Below are 20,746 nucleotides of genomic sequence, written 5' to 3' on the forward strand. Positions count from 1 at the left end.
GTTCGCGCTATAATTTAAGTTACAACGCAAGTTTTTCGTTTATATACTCAATTGATTGATTAAAAACATCTTGAATAGACAGTGATGTAGTATCAATTATTAGAGCATCAATTGCAGGTTTAAGTGGCGCAACGGCGCGATGACGATCTCGTTCATCACGCGCAGTTATTTCCTGCAAAATTTCGGCGAATTTAACATTATTTTGCTTATCTTGCAACTGTTTCATTCGCCTTTCTGAACGAGATTGGGCACTAGCATCAAGAAATATCTTAACAGGGGCATCACTAAATACTACACTGCCCATATCACGACCATCTGCAACCAATCCAGGTGCTTGCTTAAAGTCACGTTGACGTTGTAATAAAGCTGCTCTAACCGAATTAATTGCCGCCACTTTTGATGCAGCTCCCCCCGTCTGTTCTGTACGAATTTCTTTAGTCACATCAATCTGATCTAATAACACTTTAACATTATAACCTTGCGTATCAAACGTTAGTGGCAAATTCAGAGCTAGTTGTTCAAGTTTATTGGCATCATCTAGCGCAATACCTTGCTTAAGCGCGCTAAGAGCTAGCACACGATAGATAGCACCAGAATCTAAAAGATGCCATTTAAAATGATTGGCTAATGCTTGACATAACGTGCCTTTACCGACACCGCTTGGCCCATCAACAGCAATAACGGGAACAGATTTATTCATTTTATTCTTCGCTTAATCGTTTAAATTGTTCGAAATAATCAGGAAAAGTCTTCATTGTGCATTTAGGATCTAATATTGTCACAGGTGTATCTGAAAGCGCCACTAATGAAAAACACATAGCAATACGATGATCATTATAGGTTTCGATTTCGGCATGGTTTAATTTAACTGGAGGAATAATAGTAATATAATCGTGACCTTCATCAACAGTTGCGCCAACCTTTCTTAATTCAGTTGCCATCGCATATAAGCGATCAGTTTCTTTAACTCGCCAATTGTAAATATTACGAATTGTTGTTGGACCTTTAGCAAACAGCGCTGTTGTGGCGATAGTCATTGCTGCATCTGGGATATGATTCATATCCATATCAACACCGTGTAATTCACCACGAGAGCATTGAATATAATCATCAGCCCAAATAACTTTAGCCCCCATTTTTTCAAGTACATGAGCAAATTGGGTATCGCCTTGTAAGCTATTTTTTCCAATGCCAGTTACTTTAACAGTACCGCCTTTAATTGCAGCCGCTGCTAAAAAATAAGAAGCAGAAGAAGCATCGCCTTCAACTAAATAATCGCCTGGCGATTGATAACACTGATTAGCTTTAACAGTAAATTTTTGATAATTGTGATTGGTAACCAAAACACCAAACATAGCCATCATCTTAATAGTGATATCAATATAAGGCTTAGACACCAAATCACCAATTATAGTAATTTGAGTATCATTTTGTGCTAATGGCGAAGCCATTAACAACGCAGTTAAAAATTGGCTAGAGACCGAACCATCAACTTGGATTTCACCACCAATAAAACCACCATGAAGGTGTAATGGTGGGTATCCTTCATTTTCGAGATAATCAATTTTAGCACCACCTTGACGCAGCGCATCGACTAAATGGCCAATTGGGCGCTCTTTCATGCGTGGTTCGCCGGTTAGCACAATATTATTATGACCAAGGCATAAAGCTGCAGTCAGTGGACGCATCGCTGTGCCAGCATTACCTAAAAAAAGCTCTAATGCATGGTTGGATTGCAAAATACCGCCTACACCTTGCACATCACAAATCGTGCGATCGTGTGATAGCTGATACTTCACACCTAACGCTGCAAGCGCATCAAGCATATAACGAACATCATCACTATCAAGTAAATTCGTTAACCGTGTATTACCTTTACTCAATGCTGATAATAATAAAGCACGATTAGAAACACTCTTTGAACCAGGCAAATTGATAGTACCATTAAATCTTTTTATCGGTTGTAATGTTAAGGATAACATAAGGACTCTCTTTAATATTCTTTAAAATTTCTCTAACGTCGCTTTCAATAAATCAATTGCTTGCTTATCTTTAGCACTATTTTCCCATAACTTATCAAATAAATGGCGATACCGTTTAATTGCATGATAAGATGACGTAATCGACGCAATACCAGTAGTAACATTAGGTAACTCACCTAATCGAAATGGGCTCATTGCTAATGAAATAGGATCCCCATCTTGATAAAAAATCTGAAAAGCAATTGACGGAATAGCTTCTTGTGTAATAGCAATTGTTGGCGCAAGAGATTGTTGTTCAATTAACTGAATTAAGTGATAAACTTCTTTGCGTGCTAGTAGCATTCTTTCCGATTTTTTACCCGGCGAAATAGTTAAATTACCAACCAAACCAATATGTAAAAAACGTTCTACATTACGTAAACTGATTAAATTAATAACTTTTGGAATTGATTGACAGAACTGAGTTTTACGATCTTTTAAAATGGATAAGGTAGTGGCATATTTTTGAGGATCAGCGGGTTTACTCGATTCATTTAACATCATCGCTAAATGAGACAAATAATCAGAAGAAGTTAATAAAAAGGAAAAAGGATCGAAATGAGAATAGATATGAGTTGATTGTTCTTCTAATTGGCGCATACGTTCAAAAAAACCTTCACCACTCGAATAGTATTCAGTATCAATGCCGAGTAAACTAGCAAAAGACGTATCAAGCAAGGAAGCCAATCGCTCTAGAGTTTCAATTTTAACGATCTCACCCTTCTCTAACCGATATACTGCTGCTCTTGAAATTTTAAGGCTTTCTGCAACATCTTCAGCCTTCAAAGAGGCAGCAATCCGATACGCACGCAGACGCTGACCTATAGCACAATAATCAATCGATCCAGTAATCATAATACACTCAAACTATTAGGATTTTGGCAGTGTATCACAAGGTGATAGCAATGCCAATTTTTGGCAAAATGTTTTAGGTGTAGCCTATATTTTTAACAACTATTTTAATAACACATCTTGCAATGCCGATACATTTTCAAATTCAGTAAACTCAGAAATTGCCTCTGGTTGTTTAGCATTATCTTCACGCTTACCAAGAACTTGCGATGCAAATACAAAACCTTTTTTATCCATCACTGAACGGTTATAAAAATCAACTAAATCTTGTTGAGTGATTTTTTTCAATTGTTCAATTTTTTTGTGCCGTGAATCAAACGTAAAACGCGAATTTCGATAGTCAGCCATATAACGACTAAACTCTTCATCCAATGTTTGCGGAGGCATTTTCAATTCATCAAGTACCGCTTTTTTATATTGCTCAATATCTTCTTTAGATAATGCTTTAAGCTTACTTAATATAACAGGATAAAATTCTTGGTAACGCTTAAATAAATAAACTGGATCGTATTGGTTGCTTTGAATGATAAAACTCATTCCAACTGAATCTCCAACTGTAACAGGGCCAGCAAATACAGCGTAGCCGAGTTGTTCATTGGTGCGTAACTGATCATAAAACCAAGGTGAAATAATTTTCGACAACGTATAACTTAGCATACTACTAGCAATTCGATCATAACCTGTTGGAATATAGCTCATCATCAAAGCATTATCAGTGCTTTTCGCATATTGAGTCATTTTGGCCTCCAATGATTTTTTAATCTGAATATTATCAACAGGAGTAAATTCAACATCACGCACTAGTGTTTTTTGGATGGAATGATAAAGATCCAAAGAATCCTCGTTAGACAAATTACCCAAGCTAAGCATATAAGGTACTGAGTGGGTTAATAAATTATCGCGATAAGTTAACACGTCATTAATAGTCATGGTTGCTGTAATTTGACGTCTTTCATCCCGTTCAAAATACGGTAAATCTGACAATTCATTAACAGGATTAACCGCCAACCAATAACTTTTAGCATGCTCAGATTTATCCAATTCCTGCAAATACCAAGATTTAGCTAACACTAAGCTTTGATCATCAATCGTCACATTGCGATAACTATTAAGAATTGCTGTCACCATTTTTGGTAAATGCTGACTAAAACCACTGGCTGAAATCATTAAGCCATTATCATCATCCGTTGACAACGAAATACCCGCAACGCCTGCCTGAAATAGTAATTGTTCTAAATTACGACTTGCAATGTAATCAAGTAAATTAAAAGCGACCTCTGCTTTAGCATCACTAAAAGCCTCGTTATTCCGTAACGAAACCACAATCGCCGCTTTAGGTTCAGTTTTGAAATATTGACTAACAAAATGAAGATGATTACCACGTTTACTAAACCCAGCTGGTTGAGCTTGAGCACGGTTTTGCTTCACAATTGAAAAATCGTCGGGAATATAAGGATTTAATTCAGGTAAACTAAATGTGAAATTTTTGCCTAAAGCCAACCAATTCGCTTTTTGCTCACTAGTAATATTATCGATTTTATAAGGTGCGTCTACAAAATAAGCCGTCTTATTAGTTGTTTCATTTGGTGAAATAATCCAAACTCTAACGTTATCCGGCGTTAGGCTTTTTAAACGAGCGGTGATCGCTGTTTTATCAAAATTATTAGCAATAAAATCAGAATTTAATATATTTTTAACGGGGTACAACAACATCTGATCAGATAGCCATTCCACATAAGACATATCACGCTCAACATCCTGATACTTAAATTCTAGAGCTAAAACTTTCTTAAGTTCTTCATAATAAGCATCAGAAATTCCTTGCTTTTGAATTAACTGTAAATAATTAAAAATAGCCCCAATAACTTTATCTTTTTGAGCGAGACCATCGTCGGTTAAGCTCACATTAATACTCAACATACCGCTATTACCATAACGGATAGGGTTGATAGACGAACTAATACCTTCAATAAGCCCCTGCTTTTGTAACTGATCAGACAACGTATTGGTGCTACTGTTATCAATTAAATAAGTGATATATTCATCACTTTTATCAGCAAATTTATCTAAATTGTTTTCCATTGGAAATTGTAAAAATAGCAATTTTTTAGGTTGCGCTGGCACCATTGCAATCTGTTTGCTTAGCACATTTGGTGTGATCGCTGGCTTATCAACTATTGGAGCATTAATATTTTTATTAGGGATTTTACCAAAGGTGTTTTCAGCTAATTTTGCCAATTTATTGATCGACTGATTACTATAAATTACCCCCACCATGATATTAGACGAATAATAATCTTTATGGAAAGTCACTAAAGCATCTTGTAATTTACTACTTGGTTTATCACTTAATGTTTCTAAATTACCACCCGAAAACTGTGCCGATGGATGATTAGGGTTAATAGTTTCGGAATTAACTTGCCCGATCCTAAAACCATCATTTGATCTGGCCATTGTCAATTCAGCGTTAACTGCATTACGTTCTTTATCGGCAAATTTAGGATCTAAATTGGGCTCAGCAATAGCATCAGCTAAATAATCCAGTGCTTTATCAAATGCGCTATTTTCAACTTCAAAATAAAAAGCCGTTCTATGTGCTGCAGTGCTAGCATTATAACTTCCCGAATGACGACTTAAAAATTGAGAAAAGCTTGCTGGTTCTGGATAATTTTTCGATCCCATTAATACCATATGTTCAGCATAATGAGCCAACCCTTGTTGCTCTTTGGGATCTTGCAACGAGCCGACGGGTAATGCTAATGATGCCAGTGATATTACAGCATTAGGATCAGACACAAGTAACACGCGCATTTTATTTGCTAGCTCAATCACTTCATATTGGCGCTTATCGCGCTCGCTTTGCTGAACTTTTTCTAACAAAACTGGGCTCACAAGCTTATTTTCAATAGCAAACAATACCGGTGAAGTAGTCATAGTTAATAATCCAATAACACTACTAATTATTAAATTGACTATTTTTTTATTTTTCAAATCCATAATATTCACTCGCTTGACTTTATCATCAAAAAAATGCGGTTAAAAAGAAAGAAGCGGATGTATCAAAATGCTTAAACATAATGATAGATTCCGCTATTTTGTGATGAATACAATTAATGTTCTCGAGTTTTTCTAAATTCAACATCAGGATACCGTTCTTGCGTCAAATTCAAATTAACCATGCTTGGCGCAATATAAGAAAGGTTATCACCACCATCTAATGCCAAATTCTGTTCGCATTTACGTTTAAACTCTTCCAGTTTTTTCACATCTGAGCACTCAACCCAACGCGCTGTTGTCACATTAACTGGCTCATAAATGGCTTCAACGTTATACTCTGATTTTAATCGAGCAACCACCACATCAAACTGTAAAACCCCTACAGCACCCACAATTAAGTCATTATTGGTTAATGGGCGAAACACTTGTACAGCACCCTCTTCGGACAATTGAACTAACCCCTTTAATAACTGCTTTTGTTTAAGTGGATCTTTAAGACGAATTCGACGAAACAGTTCTGGTGCAAAGTTAGGAATGCCTGTAAATTTCAGATCTTCACCTTGTGTAAAAGTATCACCTATTTGAATCGTGCCATGATTATGTAAACCAATGATATCACCAGCATAGGCTTCTTCAACATGTTCACGATCACCTGCCATAAATGTTAAGGCGTCAGAAATATTGATATCTTTAGCAATACGTACATGTCGTAATTTCATGCCCTTTTCATATTTACCCGATACAATGCGCATAAATGCAACGCGGTCACGGTGTTTAGGATCCATATTGGCTTGAATTTTAAAAACAAAACCACTGAACTTTTCTTCTGATGATTCGACTTCGCGCTTATCGGTTTGACGAGGTTGAGGAGTTGGTGCCCAAGCTGTTAAACCATCAAGCATATGATCAACGCCAAAATTACCCAATGCCGTACCAAAAAAGACTGGTGTTAAATCGCCTGACAAGAAAGCATCTAAATCAAATTCGTTTGATGCGCCTTGCACTAATTCAAGCTCTTCACGCAGTTGCTGCGCTAAATCATCACCCACCGCTAAATCCAAATCAGGGTTAGTTAACCCTTTAATAATTCGCACTTCTTGTATTGTATGACCTTGCCCTGATTGATAAAGATAAGTTTCGTCTTTAGCTAAATGGTAAACACCTTTAAATAATTTGCCACAACCAATCGGCCAAGTAATAGGGGCGCACATAATATTTAACTCGTTTTCAACCTCATCAAGCAGTTCCATTGGATCGCGGATATCACGGTCTAACTTATTCATAAAGGTTAAAATTGGTGTATTGCGTAATCGTGTCACTTCCATCAATTTACGTGTACGATCTTCAACCCCTTTTGCGGCATCAATCACCATCAAACAACTATCAACCGCTGTTAGCGTACGATAAGTATCTTCAGAAAAATCCTCGTGCCCTGGAGTATCTAATAAATTAACTAAGCAATCATTATAAGGAAACTGCATCACAGATGTAGTAATTGAAATACCACGTTGTTTTTCCATTTCCATCCAGTCTGATTTAGCATGTTGGGCATTAGCGCCACGGCCTTTAACTGTACCTGCTGTTTGAATTGCATGACCAAATAACAATACCTTTTCGGTAATGGTTGTTTTACCAGCATCGGGGTGAGATATAATTGCAAAAGTGCGACGTGCATTAACTTCGTCTAAATAAGCTTGTTCTGTCATAAAACTGTTTTAACCCACACAAAAATAATCGCATATTTTAGCAGGTATCTGCCTATTTTGCCATTGATGTTATATGTAACGTTATTTGCCTTATTTATTTATCTATGCATAATATTTACTCTAATAAGTAATGCACTATTTACTGCTTCTTGTTAAAAAGTTTCCGGTAACTATGTGTTTAAGTATAAAACTGGAATTTGCTATGAACATTCGTGATTTAAAATTGTACTTACATTTATGTGAAACCTGTCACTTTGGTATAACAGCAAATGCTATGCATGTTAGTCCATCAACCTTATCAAGGCAGATCCAGCGACTTGAAGAACATTTTGGTCATCCGCTATTTATTCGCGACAATAGGCAAGTACAAATCACTTCGGAGGGCGAAAAAGTTAAACGTTTTGCTCAACAAGTTATAAATATGCACCAACAACTAAAACATGATTTAGATCAATCTAACCAACAGATTGTCGGTGAACTTACTCTATTTTGTTCAGTCACCGCTACTTATAGTCATCTACCTGAAATACTTGATCGCTTTAGGATCCACTATCCACTGGTTGAAATCAAACTATCAACGGGGGATGCAGCTGACGCAGTAAAAAAAATACAAGCAAATGAAGCCGATTTAGCTATTGCTGGCAAACCAAAACAGCTCCCCACTGGTATTGAGTTTTTAAAATTTGGCGAAATTGAAATGGTATTGCTAATACCTAAACTTAATAGCACATTTAGTGACAAATTACATCAAAAACAGCCTGACTGGCACAATATTCCCTTTATATTGCCTGAACATGGCCCCAGTCGCCACCGTATTGATTTATGGTTTAAGCAAAGAAAAATTTCTAATCCCAAAATTTATGCTACAGTCGCAGGACATGAAGCCATTGTATCAATGGTAGCTTTAGGTTGTGGGGTAGCCTTATTACCTAAAGTCGTAATGGACAATAGCCCTGAACGAATAAGAGAACGCATAACCGAATGGTCAACAAACTTAATGGAACCGTTTGATGTTGGTATTTGTGTACAAAAAAGAAGATTATCAGAAAAAATCATTGCTGCCTTTTGGGCAATATGCAATCTCAATTTACCTAATAACGCATAACAAAATTATAGTGTATAATCGCATCTCAAAATTAAAACTATATAACGTATTAACTAGCATATACCTAATTTTTTATTAAAATTTTATATAACAGAATAACATTCCATGGTATTGAAAATGAAAAAAATAAAATTAAAAACTTTGGTCTCATTGATTCTTTTTGTCGCTGTTATTATGCCATTAACGGCACAGCCCAATACCACAAAATCACCCACATCTAACATAAACACTGACAGTGACTCCAAAAATACAGAGGTCGACAGCAAAACCGCAAATACAGCCACAACCACGACTACAACAACCAATGTTGAAACTAACAACAGCACGCCATCTCAAATTGATAACACAATAAAAAAACCAAAGTGGCTAGTCCGCAATACATTGGCTTATTATGATGGCGATAGTGATGACCTTGTTACAGCAGGGCTTGGGTTTACCCCACTGTCAACCACCATTATCACGCCAAAAGTTAAAATCCCAGCTAAACCAAACTTTCAAGAACGCCGACAAGCCAAACTAAATCGCTACATTGACATCAAAATTGGTGAAGGCACACTATTTGGTTTCAGGAAGCAAGAACTAACACCTTTGTTTGACGGTAAAATTGCAGGTACCGAAATATCAGCCGTACAAAGACAAGACGGTGTTGGCATGTTGCTACAAATTCCACTTGATTTTAACAAAAAAAAACCCTGTATTGTTGCAGTTCCTGCTAGTGATTCGGATGGAATATTTAATACCAAAGATATACAAATTCGTGGATTATGGGGACTCCGTCACAACTGTGCAGTAGTATATAACGATAAAGGACTAGGTAACGGCATTTATGATATTGAACGCAATCTTGGGTTCACCGTTTGGGGAGAAGCACAAAGCGGTAACATCTTATTCTCTCCTTCGATTAATAATAAAGATAAATATATTAAAAAATATCCCCATCGCTATGCTATAAAACAACTACACTCGCAACTCAATGCCGAAGCCCGCTGGGGGGAACATGTATTAAAATCCATAGAATTTGCCTTTTATGAACTTAATAGTATGTTTTCCTCTAATGATCAAGCTATATTCAACAAAGATAACACCCTCGTTTTAGTCTATGGCGCAAGCGATGGCGGTGGAGCAGCATTAAAAGCTGGTGAATTAGATGATCAAAATATGATTGACGGCATTGTTGCAGTTAATCCGCAAATACAACCGAATCTTGACCAAGCTTCGGTTACACTAAAAATTGGCAACAACTTACAAAATCTAGAATCCAAATCCATTGCAAATTACAGTGCTTATGGTGCGTTATATATACCATGCGCCATACCAGCCATAAAAGCCTATAAAGACGATTCTTATGTACCTTATGCGGATTATTTTATTTATTCGCAAGAACGCTGTAACGCACTTAAAAAAGCAAATTTACTGACTACAGGAACACCCAAAGAAGCATTAGAAAAACTACACAAAAATGGTTGGACACCAGAAATGGACATCCAGCTACCCTATTTTTACTACACTGAATCCATTGGTCTGCCTTATCAATATGTTAGTGCCTATGGCAAATATAGTGTCATCGAAAATATGTGTGATTTTTCGGTAGCAAGTACCCAGCAGAATCCAATTAATAACACAGGTAAAGTTGCACCATTAGAAGAAATATCTTTTGAACAAATATGGGGAATGGCTAACGGTCATTTACCGCTTTGGAATGGTTATAATGCAACAATTTTAGATCTAGTTGAAAACAAAGACCTAAACACCCCAAGACGTGAATTTTATTCTAGCTCGCAAACAAAAAACACTATTGACTATGGCACCAAAGGGTCGATCTGTGTTTATGAAAAATCACAAGAACCACGCGTTAACGAAGGCATAAAACAAGTTATGGCATCGGGTAACTTACATGGTATAAAAACCTTTATTGTCCATGGTCGGAATAATGTTAAACAATTACCAAACTATACATCGCGCGCTTATGTTGCATTAAACAGTTTGGTAGAAGGTAAACAATCACAACTGCGATATATTGAAGTAGAAAACGCCAGCTACTTAGATGGCAGAGCCCCATTTGACAACACATTACTACCAATTGATTATTATGGCGAAGATGCCATCGAATGGTTATGGGCTAACTTAACCAACAACGCTACGCTACCAATAAGCCAAGTTGTACATACTAAAACTCGTGGAGGTAAAAGTGGTTATGCGCCACAAATAACCAACAACAACCTAAAACCGATAGCCCAAACGCCAAATAGCAACAGCATTATCCAAAAAGAGGATGGCAAACTGATATTGCCTAATTAACAGCAAATATTCAAAATGCTACTGGTTTAAGCACAGCGGCTTGAACTGGTAGCACCAAAACTCAGCTTAGCTAGAGCTAAGCTTTTACTATTAAACAGATTTTGGGATATAACAAAAAAAATAACGACTCTAATTGAGCATAATGCTGCTTAACATCAACAATTGTTTCTTTTAACAAATATAATTTTGGTCGTCTATTTGCCATGCCACTAAGCACATTACCAACAAAGTCAATAGAAGCATAATTTTCGAGCCACTCCCCTTGCCACATTGAATTCATAAAATGCTGATAATCTGCCGGATAAACGTCAATATAAGGTTGGATATGAGCTTTTGTTACTTGATTAAATTGAGACACACTAGACAGCAAACCGTAATTAGCCCAATGCTTTGACAAAAAATGATCCCACACAATATCTAATGTAATCGGTGCAACACGCTGATGCGATTTTCTAAACAGCAACTTGGCTTTTTTAACTTCAAGCAGGCTATCGGTCAATCTATCAATTTTGCGGTGTAGCATAATGCCATCGGCAATATTAGAGTCATAAATTAAATAAGGATCACCTTTAACAAAATCAGCTACTGTATTACCAATTAACGAACTACGTGCTAACGTAGCCAAATGCAAATGAGCAAGAATATTCATAAAAGTAACCGTTAATTATTCACGATGTTTAAATTCGCCTTCAGCGAAACCTTCTCGCCAGTAACTAGTAATATGAAAAGCATCAGGCGACAAATGTATATATTTATCTTTAATAGCATGACGAACAGATTGTGCCAACGAACGCTCCATTCCTCCCCAAAACAACAACTTATTTTGCTCTGATAAATCAGCATTAATTACCGCATCAACTAATTGAAAGGGATTATCCCTATTTTGTATAAACCAATTCACCTTAATATTTTTATTATCTGGCAACAGCACTATATCACTTTTATGATTAACCTGTATAAAGGCAAAAGCCTTCTGATTTTGGGGAAGATGTTCAAGCGTATAACATATGGTGGGCACAGCCGAAATATCCCCATTAACACCAAACAATTATCAGTAAATCGCAACTTGCTGGCTGCCGCAATCAAACCGATTTGGTCACCAATCTTAGCTTTTTGCGACCACACTGAAGCCAAACCTGTATCATGAACAGCAAAATCAACAAAAAATTGATTAGAGGCACGCTCAAATTCGCGCACACTATAACTACGGACTAGCTGATGTTGCTTATCATCAACAGCGATTTTATTATTATCATCAAGTTTAGGGAAAGTAATTACATTGGTTGAAGGATCAGGAAAAAGCAATTTTAAATACGGACAAACCCATAATGGATCGATATTCACTGATTTATCGCTACTAAACTGTATGCGAATAAAACTGGGAGATATTTTTTCAATATTCAATACTGTTAATAACGCATTGACGATGACTTTCTTATTGAATTTGATTTTTCCTATTTTTTCATCCATCAGCAGATCCTTATATTTATTGCTAAATGGCATCATCATACAACAAAATATATTAGAATAATGCTATTTTTATAATTGAAAAAATAGATAAACTGTAGGAAAATGCCGAGTTGTTTACACTTCATGATTAAAATAATCATCTAAAAACTCATAAGCTTTTTCCTACAAATAAGGAGCAAATTAAGTCTATAAACTTATCACAGATAGAGATTTAATTAATCCCACGCGTGAGGGTTTTGTTTTGGTGTTTCTATACTTATTAATGCATCAAATACATTTTTACAGTTTAGACTATCTCCATCAATTTCGCCATTTTGACATTTTTTATTATATTCATCTCGTAGTTCTTTGTTATTTTCAAAGTCAGAAACAGTATAGGTCTTTTCATTACATCCGAATAAAAATATAGCAGTAATTAATATTAGTATCTTTTTCATATAAATTCCTTACAATTAAATTAATCAGTCCATTTTCCTGTATTAGTTGGTCTACTAAGACTAACCATTGCTTTGTGAGAGTTTTGACAATTTAAGCTATCACCATCAATTTCACCGTTTTTACATTTTTTACGCTATTTATCTAGTAGTTCTTTGTTATTTTTGAAATCGTCCACAGTATAGGTCTTCTCATTACATCCAAATAAAAACATGGCTGTAATTAATACTAGTATCTTTTTCATATAAATTCCTTAAAATCGTTGGTTAATATTAGATTAAGCTTTATTGTATTTTATTAAAAAATCATCTACAGCTAACCTAAATAAATCAGGTATTGTTTTTAAAGGCAACTTCGCCGCTTATTTTTTATTGCAATATCTTCTAATTCCTCATATTGGCTTTCATCAATTTCAAACTAAATTTTTCTCATTACTTTAGATTTAGATTCTTTCTTACCGCCACCAGCATATGAACGATCTGCTAATTCATCAGCCAGTTTACTCGCTTAGTTGTTTATAGTAATTTGGTAAGGCATTATAATGAATATAAATAAAAAATAAACCTTTATCAAAAACAAGAGATATGTCACCTATATCATAAAGAAAAAATAACTGTCACTGAATTGGCTAAACGTTTTATGACTAGTCGTCTGACGACCATTTATAGCGTGCTAAAGAAAGTCCGATTGAAGCTGTTTGTGCCTCTAACCTGTAAAGGTAAACGTTATAAAACCATTGGTTATGGAATTAAACATCTGGTTAAAGTTAAAAAGTCCATTGAAGATAAATTAAGACAACAAGCTAACTAAACACTATAACAAAACCTATCCAGGCAAAATAATCACTGGATAACATAACCAATGACTTCCAAACCGCCTATGCGGCGGTAAACTAGAAACCGATATACTATAAACTCTGTTTAGCAAAAGGCAAATAGGATTTCTGTTTTCAAAACCTTTTTATAGATCTTACATAATACTTTGTTTTTATTTACTTTTATTTATTAATAAAAAAAGGATTGGCAGTGTTTTAGCTATTTCTATGATGGATCAATTTTACCGTTAAAAATTACTTGCGTATCGTATTGATTTTATTAAATTTTGGTTTTGTATGTTAAACAAAATATACAAAACCAAAAAATAACCACATCAATCTAACTTAGGATGCTGATCGACTAAATTCTGACGCTGTTGTTGTAATGTTTCGATCTGCTGTTCTATATCTTCGACTCTTTGTTCTATTGAGTCAAAGTGATCCGATAATATTTCTTTTGCCTCTGACCTGTCTGATGCTGCAGGCGTTGCGCCGCGGAGTGGACGGTTTGCGGTTTCTTTCATTTTTATGCCTGTAAGTAAACCCACTAATGCCACAACCATTAAATAATAAGCTGGCATGTATAAATTATTACTTTCTTCAACCAACCAAGCCGCCACTGTTGGAGTAGCACCAGCAACTAATACCGAGATATTAAATGATATAGCTAGAGCACTGTAACGAATACTAGTCGGAAAGATAGCCGGTAAAATTGAGGCCATAACACCAGTAAAACAGTTAAGTAATACAGCTAAAATCAATAATCCTAAAAAGATAAGACCTATAATATCACTATTGATCATAACAAATGACGGATAAGCAAGAATTAATAAACCTAAGCTTCCCCCAATAATGAACGGTCTGCGACCTATTTTATCGCTAATAAAACCAATTAATGGTTGAACAAATAACATACCTATCATGATAGCAATAATAATTAGTACGCCATGATCTGTATCGTAATTTAAGTTATGAGATAAATAACTAGGCATATAGGTAAGCAACATATAATAAGTCACATTAGTAACAATCACTAACCCTACACAGACTAATAGGCTTTTCCAATATTTGATAATAATCTGTTTGAAAGTCATTTTAGGTTGATTAGTAATATGATCGCGAACATTTTGATCCATCAAATCGGTATGCTGTTGAAATGCAGGTGTTTCATCTAGTGCATGACGTAAGTAAAGCCCAATTAGTCCTAGCGGTAAAGCGAATAAAAATGGAATTCTCCAGCCCCAATCATGAAATGCAACTTTGCCAAGAATACTAGATAAAAGCACGACTAAACCTGCTCCAACTAAAAAACCAGCAATCGAACCAAAATCTAACCAACTCCCCATAAAACCACGTTTGCGATCTGGCGAATATTCGGCAACAAATATAGCCGCACCAGAATATTCACCCCCTATTGAAAATCCTTGCGCAAATTTAGCTAGCAATAATAATATTGGTGCAGCAATACCAATCGAGGCATAAGAAGGAATTAAACCAATACAAAAAGTGCTTAACGACATAATAATGATGGTTATTGATAATACTTTTTGGCGTCCAAATTTATCACCAAGGATCCCAAACACTAAACCGCCTAACGGCCGAACTAAAAATGGTACGGAAAACGTGGCAAGTGCGGCAACCATTTGAACACTAGGGGATGCATCAGGGAAAAAGACTTGCCCTAAAACATAAGCTAAAAAGCCATATACACCAAAATCAAACCACTCCATCGCATTACCAAGTGCTGCTGCGGTAATAGCTTTTTTTAACTTGCTATCATCAATTATAGTAATATCGTTGATGTTTAATGGTTTATTTTGGGACTGTCTTATTTTTTTCATAAAATACCGCCTGTTTACATACAAATAATAAAAAGGAATGATGCAACAAGGTAAACGGTTACCTTTTAATACACAAAGAACAATACTTTTTAAATTTCACTTTGAAAAAGTGTTTATCAGTTAATTAAAATTGAAGCAAAATACAGCAAAGATAAAAAAAGAGGATAATAAAAAAGCAAAAACTAATGTTTTATTGTTTGTTTTAATTTCTACTAAATAACAACAAAACAATTCCTTTTTGTGAAAAATGAATGCTAATTATAGCAAAATAACCTCATTTTGTAAAATTTTCTTGATTTTTAAGTTAATACTAAAGTCATTTTAAAAATGACTCATGGTTTGCATTATTAACTATTTCCGTGAACAAAAGTAGATCCCAATAACTATTAGCACTATCGACACAACATGAAAATACGCAACTGGCGTATGTAAAAATAGAATACTGAAAATTCCTGCTGACAAAGGGATAATATGAGTATAGATTTGCCCACGTGTTGCGCCAATATCCATAATACCTTTATTCCAAAATAAATAAGATAACCAAGACGCAAAAATAGCAATATATAATAAGCCAAGCAAAAAACTTGTTGAGGTATAATGCGCTAGATTAGAAACTGGGTAAAAATAAAAATACACTAACGCAACAGGAAGTAACATGACCGAACCTAACACGGCACTAACAGTCACAAAAGCATTGCCAGATATAGATTTATCTTTTAACCGTATAAATGCGCTATAACAAGCCCAGCTCATTGCTGATGCCATTGCCCATAAATCCCCTTTATTAATATTACTCAACTCACTTAAATTGGTTATATTCCCTTGTAAAATCAAATAAATAACGCCAATTGTACTAAATAGCACGCCTAAAATATTATTTTTTGAAATCGTATCATTAAATAACAATTTATTCATAACCAACACCATACATGGTGTTGCAGAAAGGTAAATTGATGCATTAAGCGATGAGGTATATTGCAATCCAACATAAAGTGTTAATGGAAATAAAATCTGCCCAAAAATGGCTAACAAACAAATGGGACCAATTGATTTTCTAATTTTGGATAAGTCATTACGAACTTGACGTTGATATAAACACAATAATAACAGCGCAGTAATAACCCAACGACCTTCGGATATTACCATAGGATCGGCTTGAGTAACTAAAACACGTCCAACAACGTAATTACCACCCCAAAAACAAGCCGCCAAAGTAAGAAATAAATATGGCATAACAATACCCAAATATTAGTATAAAGATATAATGGTATGAATTCTATTATATACCTAAAAAAAGCAAGAAATAACCAAATTTACAAACAAATACTTTACCTATTTTTATACGGTTAATTTGTTCAATTTATAACAACGCTAATAACTTAATCTAGAATACTTATTTGTTATCCATTAAAATAATTAAACTAAAACTGACAAGGTAATTCCTATGCGCTGGAGAGACCAACGAGAAAGCGATAACATTGAAGATCGTCGCTCACAATCAGGAAGTGAAATAGGAACAAGACTTCCAATTGGTGGTAAAGGTAAGGTTGTTTTATTTATTGTAGTGTTAATTGCTGGCTATTATGGTGTTGATTTAACTGGCTTGCTAGATTCAACACTAATTGATACGAACAGTACCGAACAAAATACTAATCAATATTCAATTGATGATGAAGATGCCGTCAAATTTACGTCTATCATTTTAGCAAGTACTGAAGATTATTGGCATCAAGAATTTCAACGTTTAGGTAAAACCTATACTCCCCCTAAGTTAGTACTTTATAAAGGCTCTACAAGAACATCTTGTGGCACTGGTCAAACCTTTATGGGACCATTTTATTGTAGTATTGACAAAACTGTCTATCTAGATATGTCTTTCTATCAAGAGATGAAACAGCGACTTGGTGGTGGTGGCGACTTTGCTCAAGGTTATGTAATTGCGCATGAAGTTGGTCATCATGTACAAAATTTGCTGGGTACATTTAGCCACGTTGAGCAATTAAAACAAGGTCAGTCCACAATCACAAATAACCAATTGTCGGTTAAATTAGAACTCCAAGCCGATTGTTTTGCTGGCATGTGGGGCAATGCAATGCAACAGCAAAATCGGCTGGATGAAGGTGATATTGAACAAGCTTTAAACACCGCAAAAGCCATTGGTGATGATCGCTTGCAACAACAAAGTGAAGGTTATGTTGTACCTGATAGTTTTACCCATGGTACATCTAAGCAACGTTATACTTGGTTTAAACGTGGGTTTGATAGTGGTGCAATTAACGAATGTAATACATTTGCTCAATAAGGAAATAATATGTTAGAAAAATTAGTTAATCGCGTTTTACTAGTCAATGATGATGGCTTTGATGCACCAGGTATTAAACTATTGCAAGAAGTGGCAAAAAAGATAGCTCACGAGGTTTGGGTAGTTGCACCAGCCATAGATCAAAGTGGAGTATCTTGTTCAGTGAGCTTAAAAACGCCATTTAGAGTTGTTCAACGTGGAAAACAAGAATTTGCCGTTTATGGCACACCTGCCGATTGCTCACTATTTGCAATTAAATATTTGATGGCTAACAACCTACCCGATCTAGTACTATCTGGAATTAATAATGGCTCAAATGTAGGATTTGAAACAGTGTTATCTGGCACTGTTGGTGCGGCAATGATGGCTATGACTTTGGGCATTCCTGCAATTGCATTGAGTCAATTAACCAGTGAAGATAACCAGCCAACTGACTGGAGTTGTGCTAAACATCACGCTCAAACAGTTATTGCTAAATTACTTTCGTTACCATCTGCGCAAAATATTTGTTTTAACGTTAATTTTCCTGCATGTACAGCACAACAAATTAAAGGTTTGAAAATAACAAAACAAGGCGATAGCGATGTAAGTCGTTTTATGGTGATACCAACACAAGATCCCGAAGGCAACGATTACTTTTGGTTTAGAGCAAAACGCAATTTACAAATACTTGATGACAATAAAGAACTTGATGCCGCTAATGCCAACTTTATTGCCATTACGCCATTGGGTTATGAAAGGACCGATTATGCCTTTTATGAAAAACTGTTAAACACATCTAATCTTTAATTGTTTCAGTAATTTGTCTTCCTAACTATTAAGAAGACAAATTACACTTAATTATTTATTTACTATTGATTTTGTTATTAATTATCTAACTATTCATCTACTTTCAGCCCACGTTAGTTTTTACATCTTTCACCAACGTACAGAATAACAATGATATCGCAACCATTACTAACGCAATCCAATAGATAACCTGATGTCCATAGGCTTCTGATACAAATCCTTGCAACATTCCAGCTATAATTATGCTGAAAATAATACCATTATTAAATAAAGTAGAAGCCACTCCCATTCGAGTAGGCAATAAATCCTGAAAATAGATAATACCAATGTTAGCTACAATACCAATAAATAGAGCATTAAAGAGCTGTAATGCTAATAAGGCATATTTACCAGTACAAAAAATCATACCAAGATAAAAAATCAAACCGCAAACAATCGCAATAAAAAACAGATTTCGTTTACCTAAATGGGGTACTAAATATCCAGCGATAAGCATAACTGGAATTTCGATACCAGCAGCAAGCCCCATCAATACACCCGGCAATGAATCTGAAAGATGTAATACAACATCAACATAAATTGGCATATCAATAATATACATCATATTTGCTGTCCACATAAATACCGTAGATAGCAATAAACAAAGCACATTTGTATTCTTCCAAAGTGGTTGGTTTGCCGCTTGTAACTCTGCTTCGTTATTAAATTGTGAGGTGGGATTTTTTTCAACCGAAGGTAAAAAAATAGCAACAAACAGCATCGCGACCATAAACATGCACATGCCCGTTAAATACATTGCCGTAAAACCAAAATTAATAGCTAAGCCAAAAGAAATTGGTGGGCCAAATACCCAAGCAAGCGAAAGTTGAGCTCGAATAAGTGAATTAAATGCCACAACATTACGCCCAGTTTTAACGGCATATTCGCGTGCTAAAGCAAAAATTTGTGGCATAGCAGCAGACGATAACGCAGCAAACAAAACACCCAGCGTGATTAACACCAAATAGTGACGTGTAAACGCAAAAGTAATGCTATTAGCAATGCCCATTAAACAGCAAAATATAACAATATAACGCCTATCGCCCTTTTTATCGGAATATTTAGCCAATAAAAAGCTACCCACAATACTTGCTAAAGCATTAACAGAAAAAAAAAGCCCAACTAGCCGTGAATTAACATTAACTTCAAAAGTTAAAAATCGACTTAAAGTAGGAGATTGTAAAGCACCAGCAATACCAACAATAAAAGTTGTGACTAGAAATGCGACAAAAATAGTGCTTTGCTTTTGGCGAAACGAAGATACTTTAGTCATAACAATACATAGTAGAGGAATTTATACCAATTATATACTTAAAATTGGCATAAACGTAACAAAATTCGACTCTGTAAATAAATTTGTGTATCTGCTCATTTTTAAACTGGTGTGTTCACACTTTTTAGTACCAAAAATATAAGGTCATCGACTTCTTTTGTATTCAATCGGTGACTGATAATTTAATGTCGAATAAAATCGATTATAATTAAACTAATTTACATAATAATTAAATTCTAATCTAAGCTGTGCCAATGAATCAAAAACAGTAAAAAAAGGTAAGAACAAAGGAAAAAGAGAATGAGAGAAACTATTTGTATAATTACACAAACAAGTAAAAAAAATTGCTTGTACTACAATCATTGACCAATAGATTAGGAAAAAAGCGAAATACCTTTGATAATTTACTGAATAAAATTGATAATAACGATCCATTGGTTACTTTTGCCCATTTTATTAATCTAAAAGTCTTAACTAATCATAAAAAAGAATTGAATTGTAAATATCTGGTTATTAGTACAAAAATGATATAAAAATTATGTGGCAACATCAAGATAACAACTTTTTTATATTCAATATTGTTGAATAACCAAACCACACAAAAAAGTACATAATTTAGAATAATGGGCTCGTAATGAGTCCAATTCTTTAATTAAATGCAAGCATATCCATTTTACATTAAGCCCCAAATAGCTCTCTGTAATAAACCAATAATCAGTTATAATAAAATTATTATCTAAATGATTACATTATACAAATTACATTTATCATAATTTATGATTAAACTAAAAATAAGAACCAGTA

Annotated in this window: 18 protein-coding genes; 5 read left to right on the forward strand and 13 right to left on the reverse strand. The window is 35.0% G+C overall.

Annotation, left to right across the window (positions count from 1 at the left end; genetic code table 11):
• Window positions 1–19: 19 nt before the first annotated feature.
• The 5 genes from cmk to prfC form a co-directional block, all read right to left on the reverse strand.
• The gene (gene cmk / locus ACGH49_RS04905; protein ID WP_411588443.1) at window positions 20–700 is read right to left on the reverse strand and encodes a (d)CMP kinase; all 681 of its coding nucleotides are present in this window, start codon (window positions 698–700) and stop codon (window positions 20–22) included.
• Window position 701: 1 nt separating this feature from the next.
• Complete coding sequence (gene aroA / locus ACGH49_RS04910; RefSeq protein ID WP_065559890.1) at window positions 702–1,982, reverse strand: 3-phosphoshikimate 1-carboxyvinyltransferase; 1,281 nt, start codon at window positions 1,980–1,982, stop codon at window positions 702–704.
• Between the two features lie 21 nt (window positions 1,983–2,003).
• Window positions 2,004–2,876: a helix-turn-helix domain-containing protein gene (locus tag ACGH49_RS04915; protein WP_065559891.1), complete on the reverse strand. Its 873-nt coding sequence runs from the start codon at window positions 2,874–2,876 to the stop codon at window positions 2,004–2,006.
• 99 nt (window positions 2,877–2,975) lie between these two features.
• Window positions 2,976–5,807, reverse strand: coding sequence for a pitrilysin (gene ptrA, locus ACGH49_RS04920; RefSeq protein WP_411588444.1), 2,832 nt, complete (start codon window positions 5,805–5,807; stop codon window positions 2,976–2,978).
• Window positions 5,808–5,983: 176 nt separating this feature from the next.
• Entirely contained in the window at window positions 5,984–7,576 is a 1,593-nt protein-coding gene (gene prfC, locus ACGH49_RS04925; protein WP_297224074.1) for a peptide chain release factor 3, read from the reverse strand.
• A 202-nt stretch (window positions 7,577–7,778) separates the two neighbouring features.
• Here prfC and ilvY point away from each other — a divergent pair, with 202 nt between their 5' ends.
• Together ilvY and ACGH49_RS04935 are read left to right on the forward strand one after the other, a co-directional pair.
• Window positions 7,779–8,681, forward strand: coding sequence for an HTH-type transcriptional activator IlvY (ilvY, locus tag ACGH49_RS04930; RefSeq protein ID WP_411588445.1), 903 nt, complete (start codon window positions 7,779–7,781; stop codon window positions 8,679–8,681).
• A gap of 117 nt (window positions 8,682–8,798) precedes the next feature.
• A complete protein-coding gene (locus tag ACGH49_RS04935) occupies window positions 8,799–10,979 on the forward strand; it encodes a 3-hydroxybutyrate oligomer hydrolase family protein (RefSeq protein WP_411588446.1) in 2,181 nt (726 codons plus the stop codon).
• 76 nt (window positions 10,980–11,055) lie between these two features.
• Here ACGH49_RS04935 and ACGH49_RS04940 read toward each other — a convergent pair whose 3' ends face one another.
• From ACGH49_RS04940 to ACGH49_RS04960, 5 genes are all read right to left on the reverse strand, one after another.
• Window positions 11,056–11,628, reverse strand: coding sequence for an ACP phosphodiesterase (locus tag ACGH49_RS04940; RefSeq protein ID WP_297224076.1), 573 nt, complete (start codon window positions 11,626–11,628; stop codon window positions 11,056–11,058).
• A 15-nt stretch (window positions 11,629–11,643) separates the two neighbouring features.
• Window positions 11,644–11,997, reverse strand: a complete 354-nt coding sequence (locus ACGH49_RS04945; RefSeq protein WP_411588447.1) for an SIP domain-containing protein — start codon at window positions 11,995–11,997, stop codon at window positions 11,644–11,646.
• The gene (locus ACGH49_RS04950) at window positions 11,910–12,449 is read right to left on the reverse strand and encodes a siderophore-interacting protein (RefSeq protein ID WP_411588448.1); all 540 of its coding nucleotides are present in this window, start codon (window positions 12,447–12,449) and stop codon (window positions 11,910–11,912) included. Before ACGH49_RS04950 ends, ACGH49_RS04945 begins: the two co-directional genes overlap by 88 nt.
• Window positions 12,450–12,664: 215 nt before the next feature.
• The gene (locus ACGH49_RS04955; protein ID WP_411588449.1) at window positions 12,665–12,886 is read right to left on the reverse strand and encodes an EexN family lipoprotein; all 222 of its coding nucleotides are present in this window, start codon (window positions 12,884–12,886) and stop codon (window positions 12,665–12,667) included.
• A gap of 134 nt (window positions 12,887–13,020) precedes the next feature.
• Complete coding sequence (locus ACGH49_RS04960; RefSeq protein WP_411588451.1) at window positions 13,021–13,128, reverse strand: EexN family lipoprotein; 108 nt, start codon at window positions 13,126–13,128, stop codon at window positions 13,021–13,023.
• Window positions 13,129–13,523: 395 nt separating this feature from the next.
• On the opposite strand from ACGH49_RS04960, the gene ACGH49_RS04965 reads away from it, so the two are divergent.
• Window positions 13,524–13,694 carry a hypothetical protein gene (locus ACGH49_RS04965; protein ID WP_167370038.1) on the forward strand — a complete coding sequence of 57 codons (171 nt, stop codon included), beginning with the start codon at window positions 13,524–13,526 and terminating at the stop codon, window positions 13,692–13,694.
• Window positions 13,695–14,033: 339 nt separating this feature from the next.
• Here the strand turns inward: ACGH49_RS04965 and proP are convergent, their stop codons facing one another.
• The gene (proP, locus tag ACGH49_RS04970) at window positions 14,034–15,539 is read right to left on the reverse strand and encodes a glycine betaine/L-proline transporter ProP (protein ID WP_065559897.1); all 1,506 of its coding nucleotides are present in this window, start codon (window positions 15,537–15,539) and stop codon (window positions 14,034–14,036) included.
• Window positions 15,540–15,890: 351 nt separating this feature from the next.
• Window positions 15,891–16,772: a DMT family transporter gene (locus ACGH49_RS04975; protein WP_411588452.1), complete on the reverse strand. Its 882-nt coding sequence runs from the start codon at window positions 16,770–16,772 to the stop codon at window positions 15,891–15,893.
• A 211-nt stretch (window positions 16,773–16,983) separates the two neighbouring features.
• Between ACGH49_RS04975 and ACGH49_RS04980 the strand changes: the two genes are divergently transcribed.
• Together ACGH49_RS04980 and surE are read left to right on the forward strand one after the other, a co-directional pair.
• Entirely contained in the window at window positions 16,984–17,841 is an 858-nt protein-coding gene (locus ACGH49_RS04980) for a neutral zinc metallopeptidase (protein WP_411588453.1), read from the forward strand.
• A 9-nt stretch (window positions 17,842–17,850) separates the two neighbouring features.
• Window positions 17,851–18,630 carry a 5'/3'-nucleotidase SurE gene (gene surE, locus ACGH49_RS04985; RefSeq protein WP_075524084.1) on the forward strand — a complete coding sequence of 260 codons (780 nt, stop codon included), beginning with the start codon at window positions 17,851–17,853 and terminating at the stop codon, window positions 18,628–18,630.
• Window positions 18,631–18,733: 103 nt separating this feature from the next.
• On the opposite strand, the gene ACGH49_RS04990 is transcribed toward surE, so the two are convergent.
• Window positions 18,734–19,942: an MFS transporter gene (locus ACGH49_RS04990; protein WP_411588454.1), complete on the reverse strand. Its 1,209-nt coding sequence runs from the start codon at window positions 19,940–19,942 to the stop codon at window positions 18,734–18,736.
• Window positions 19,943–20,746: the final 804 nt, after the last annotated feature.

This window comes from Gilliamella sp. BG7 (assembly GCF_046635565.1).
Lineage (GTDB): Bacteria > Pseudomonadota > Gammaproteobacteria > Enterobacterales > Orbaceae > Gilliamella > Gilliamella apicola_P.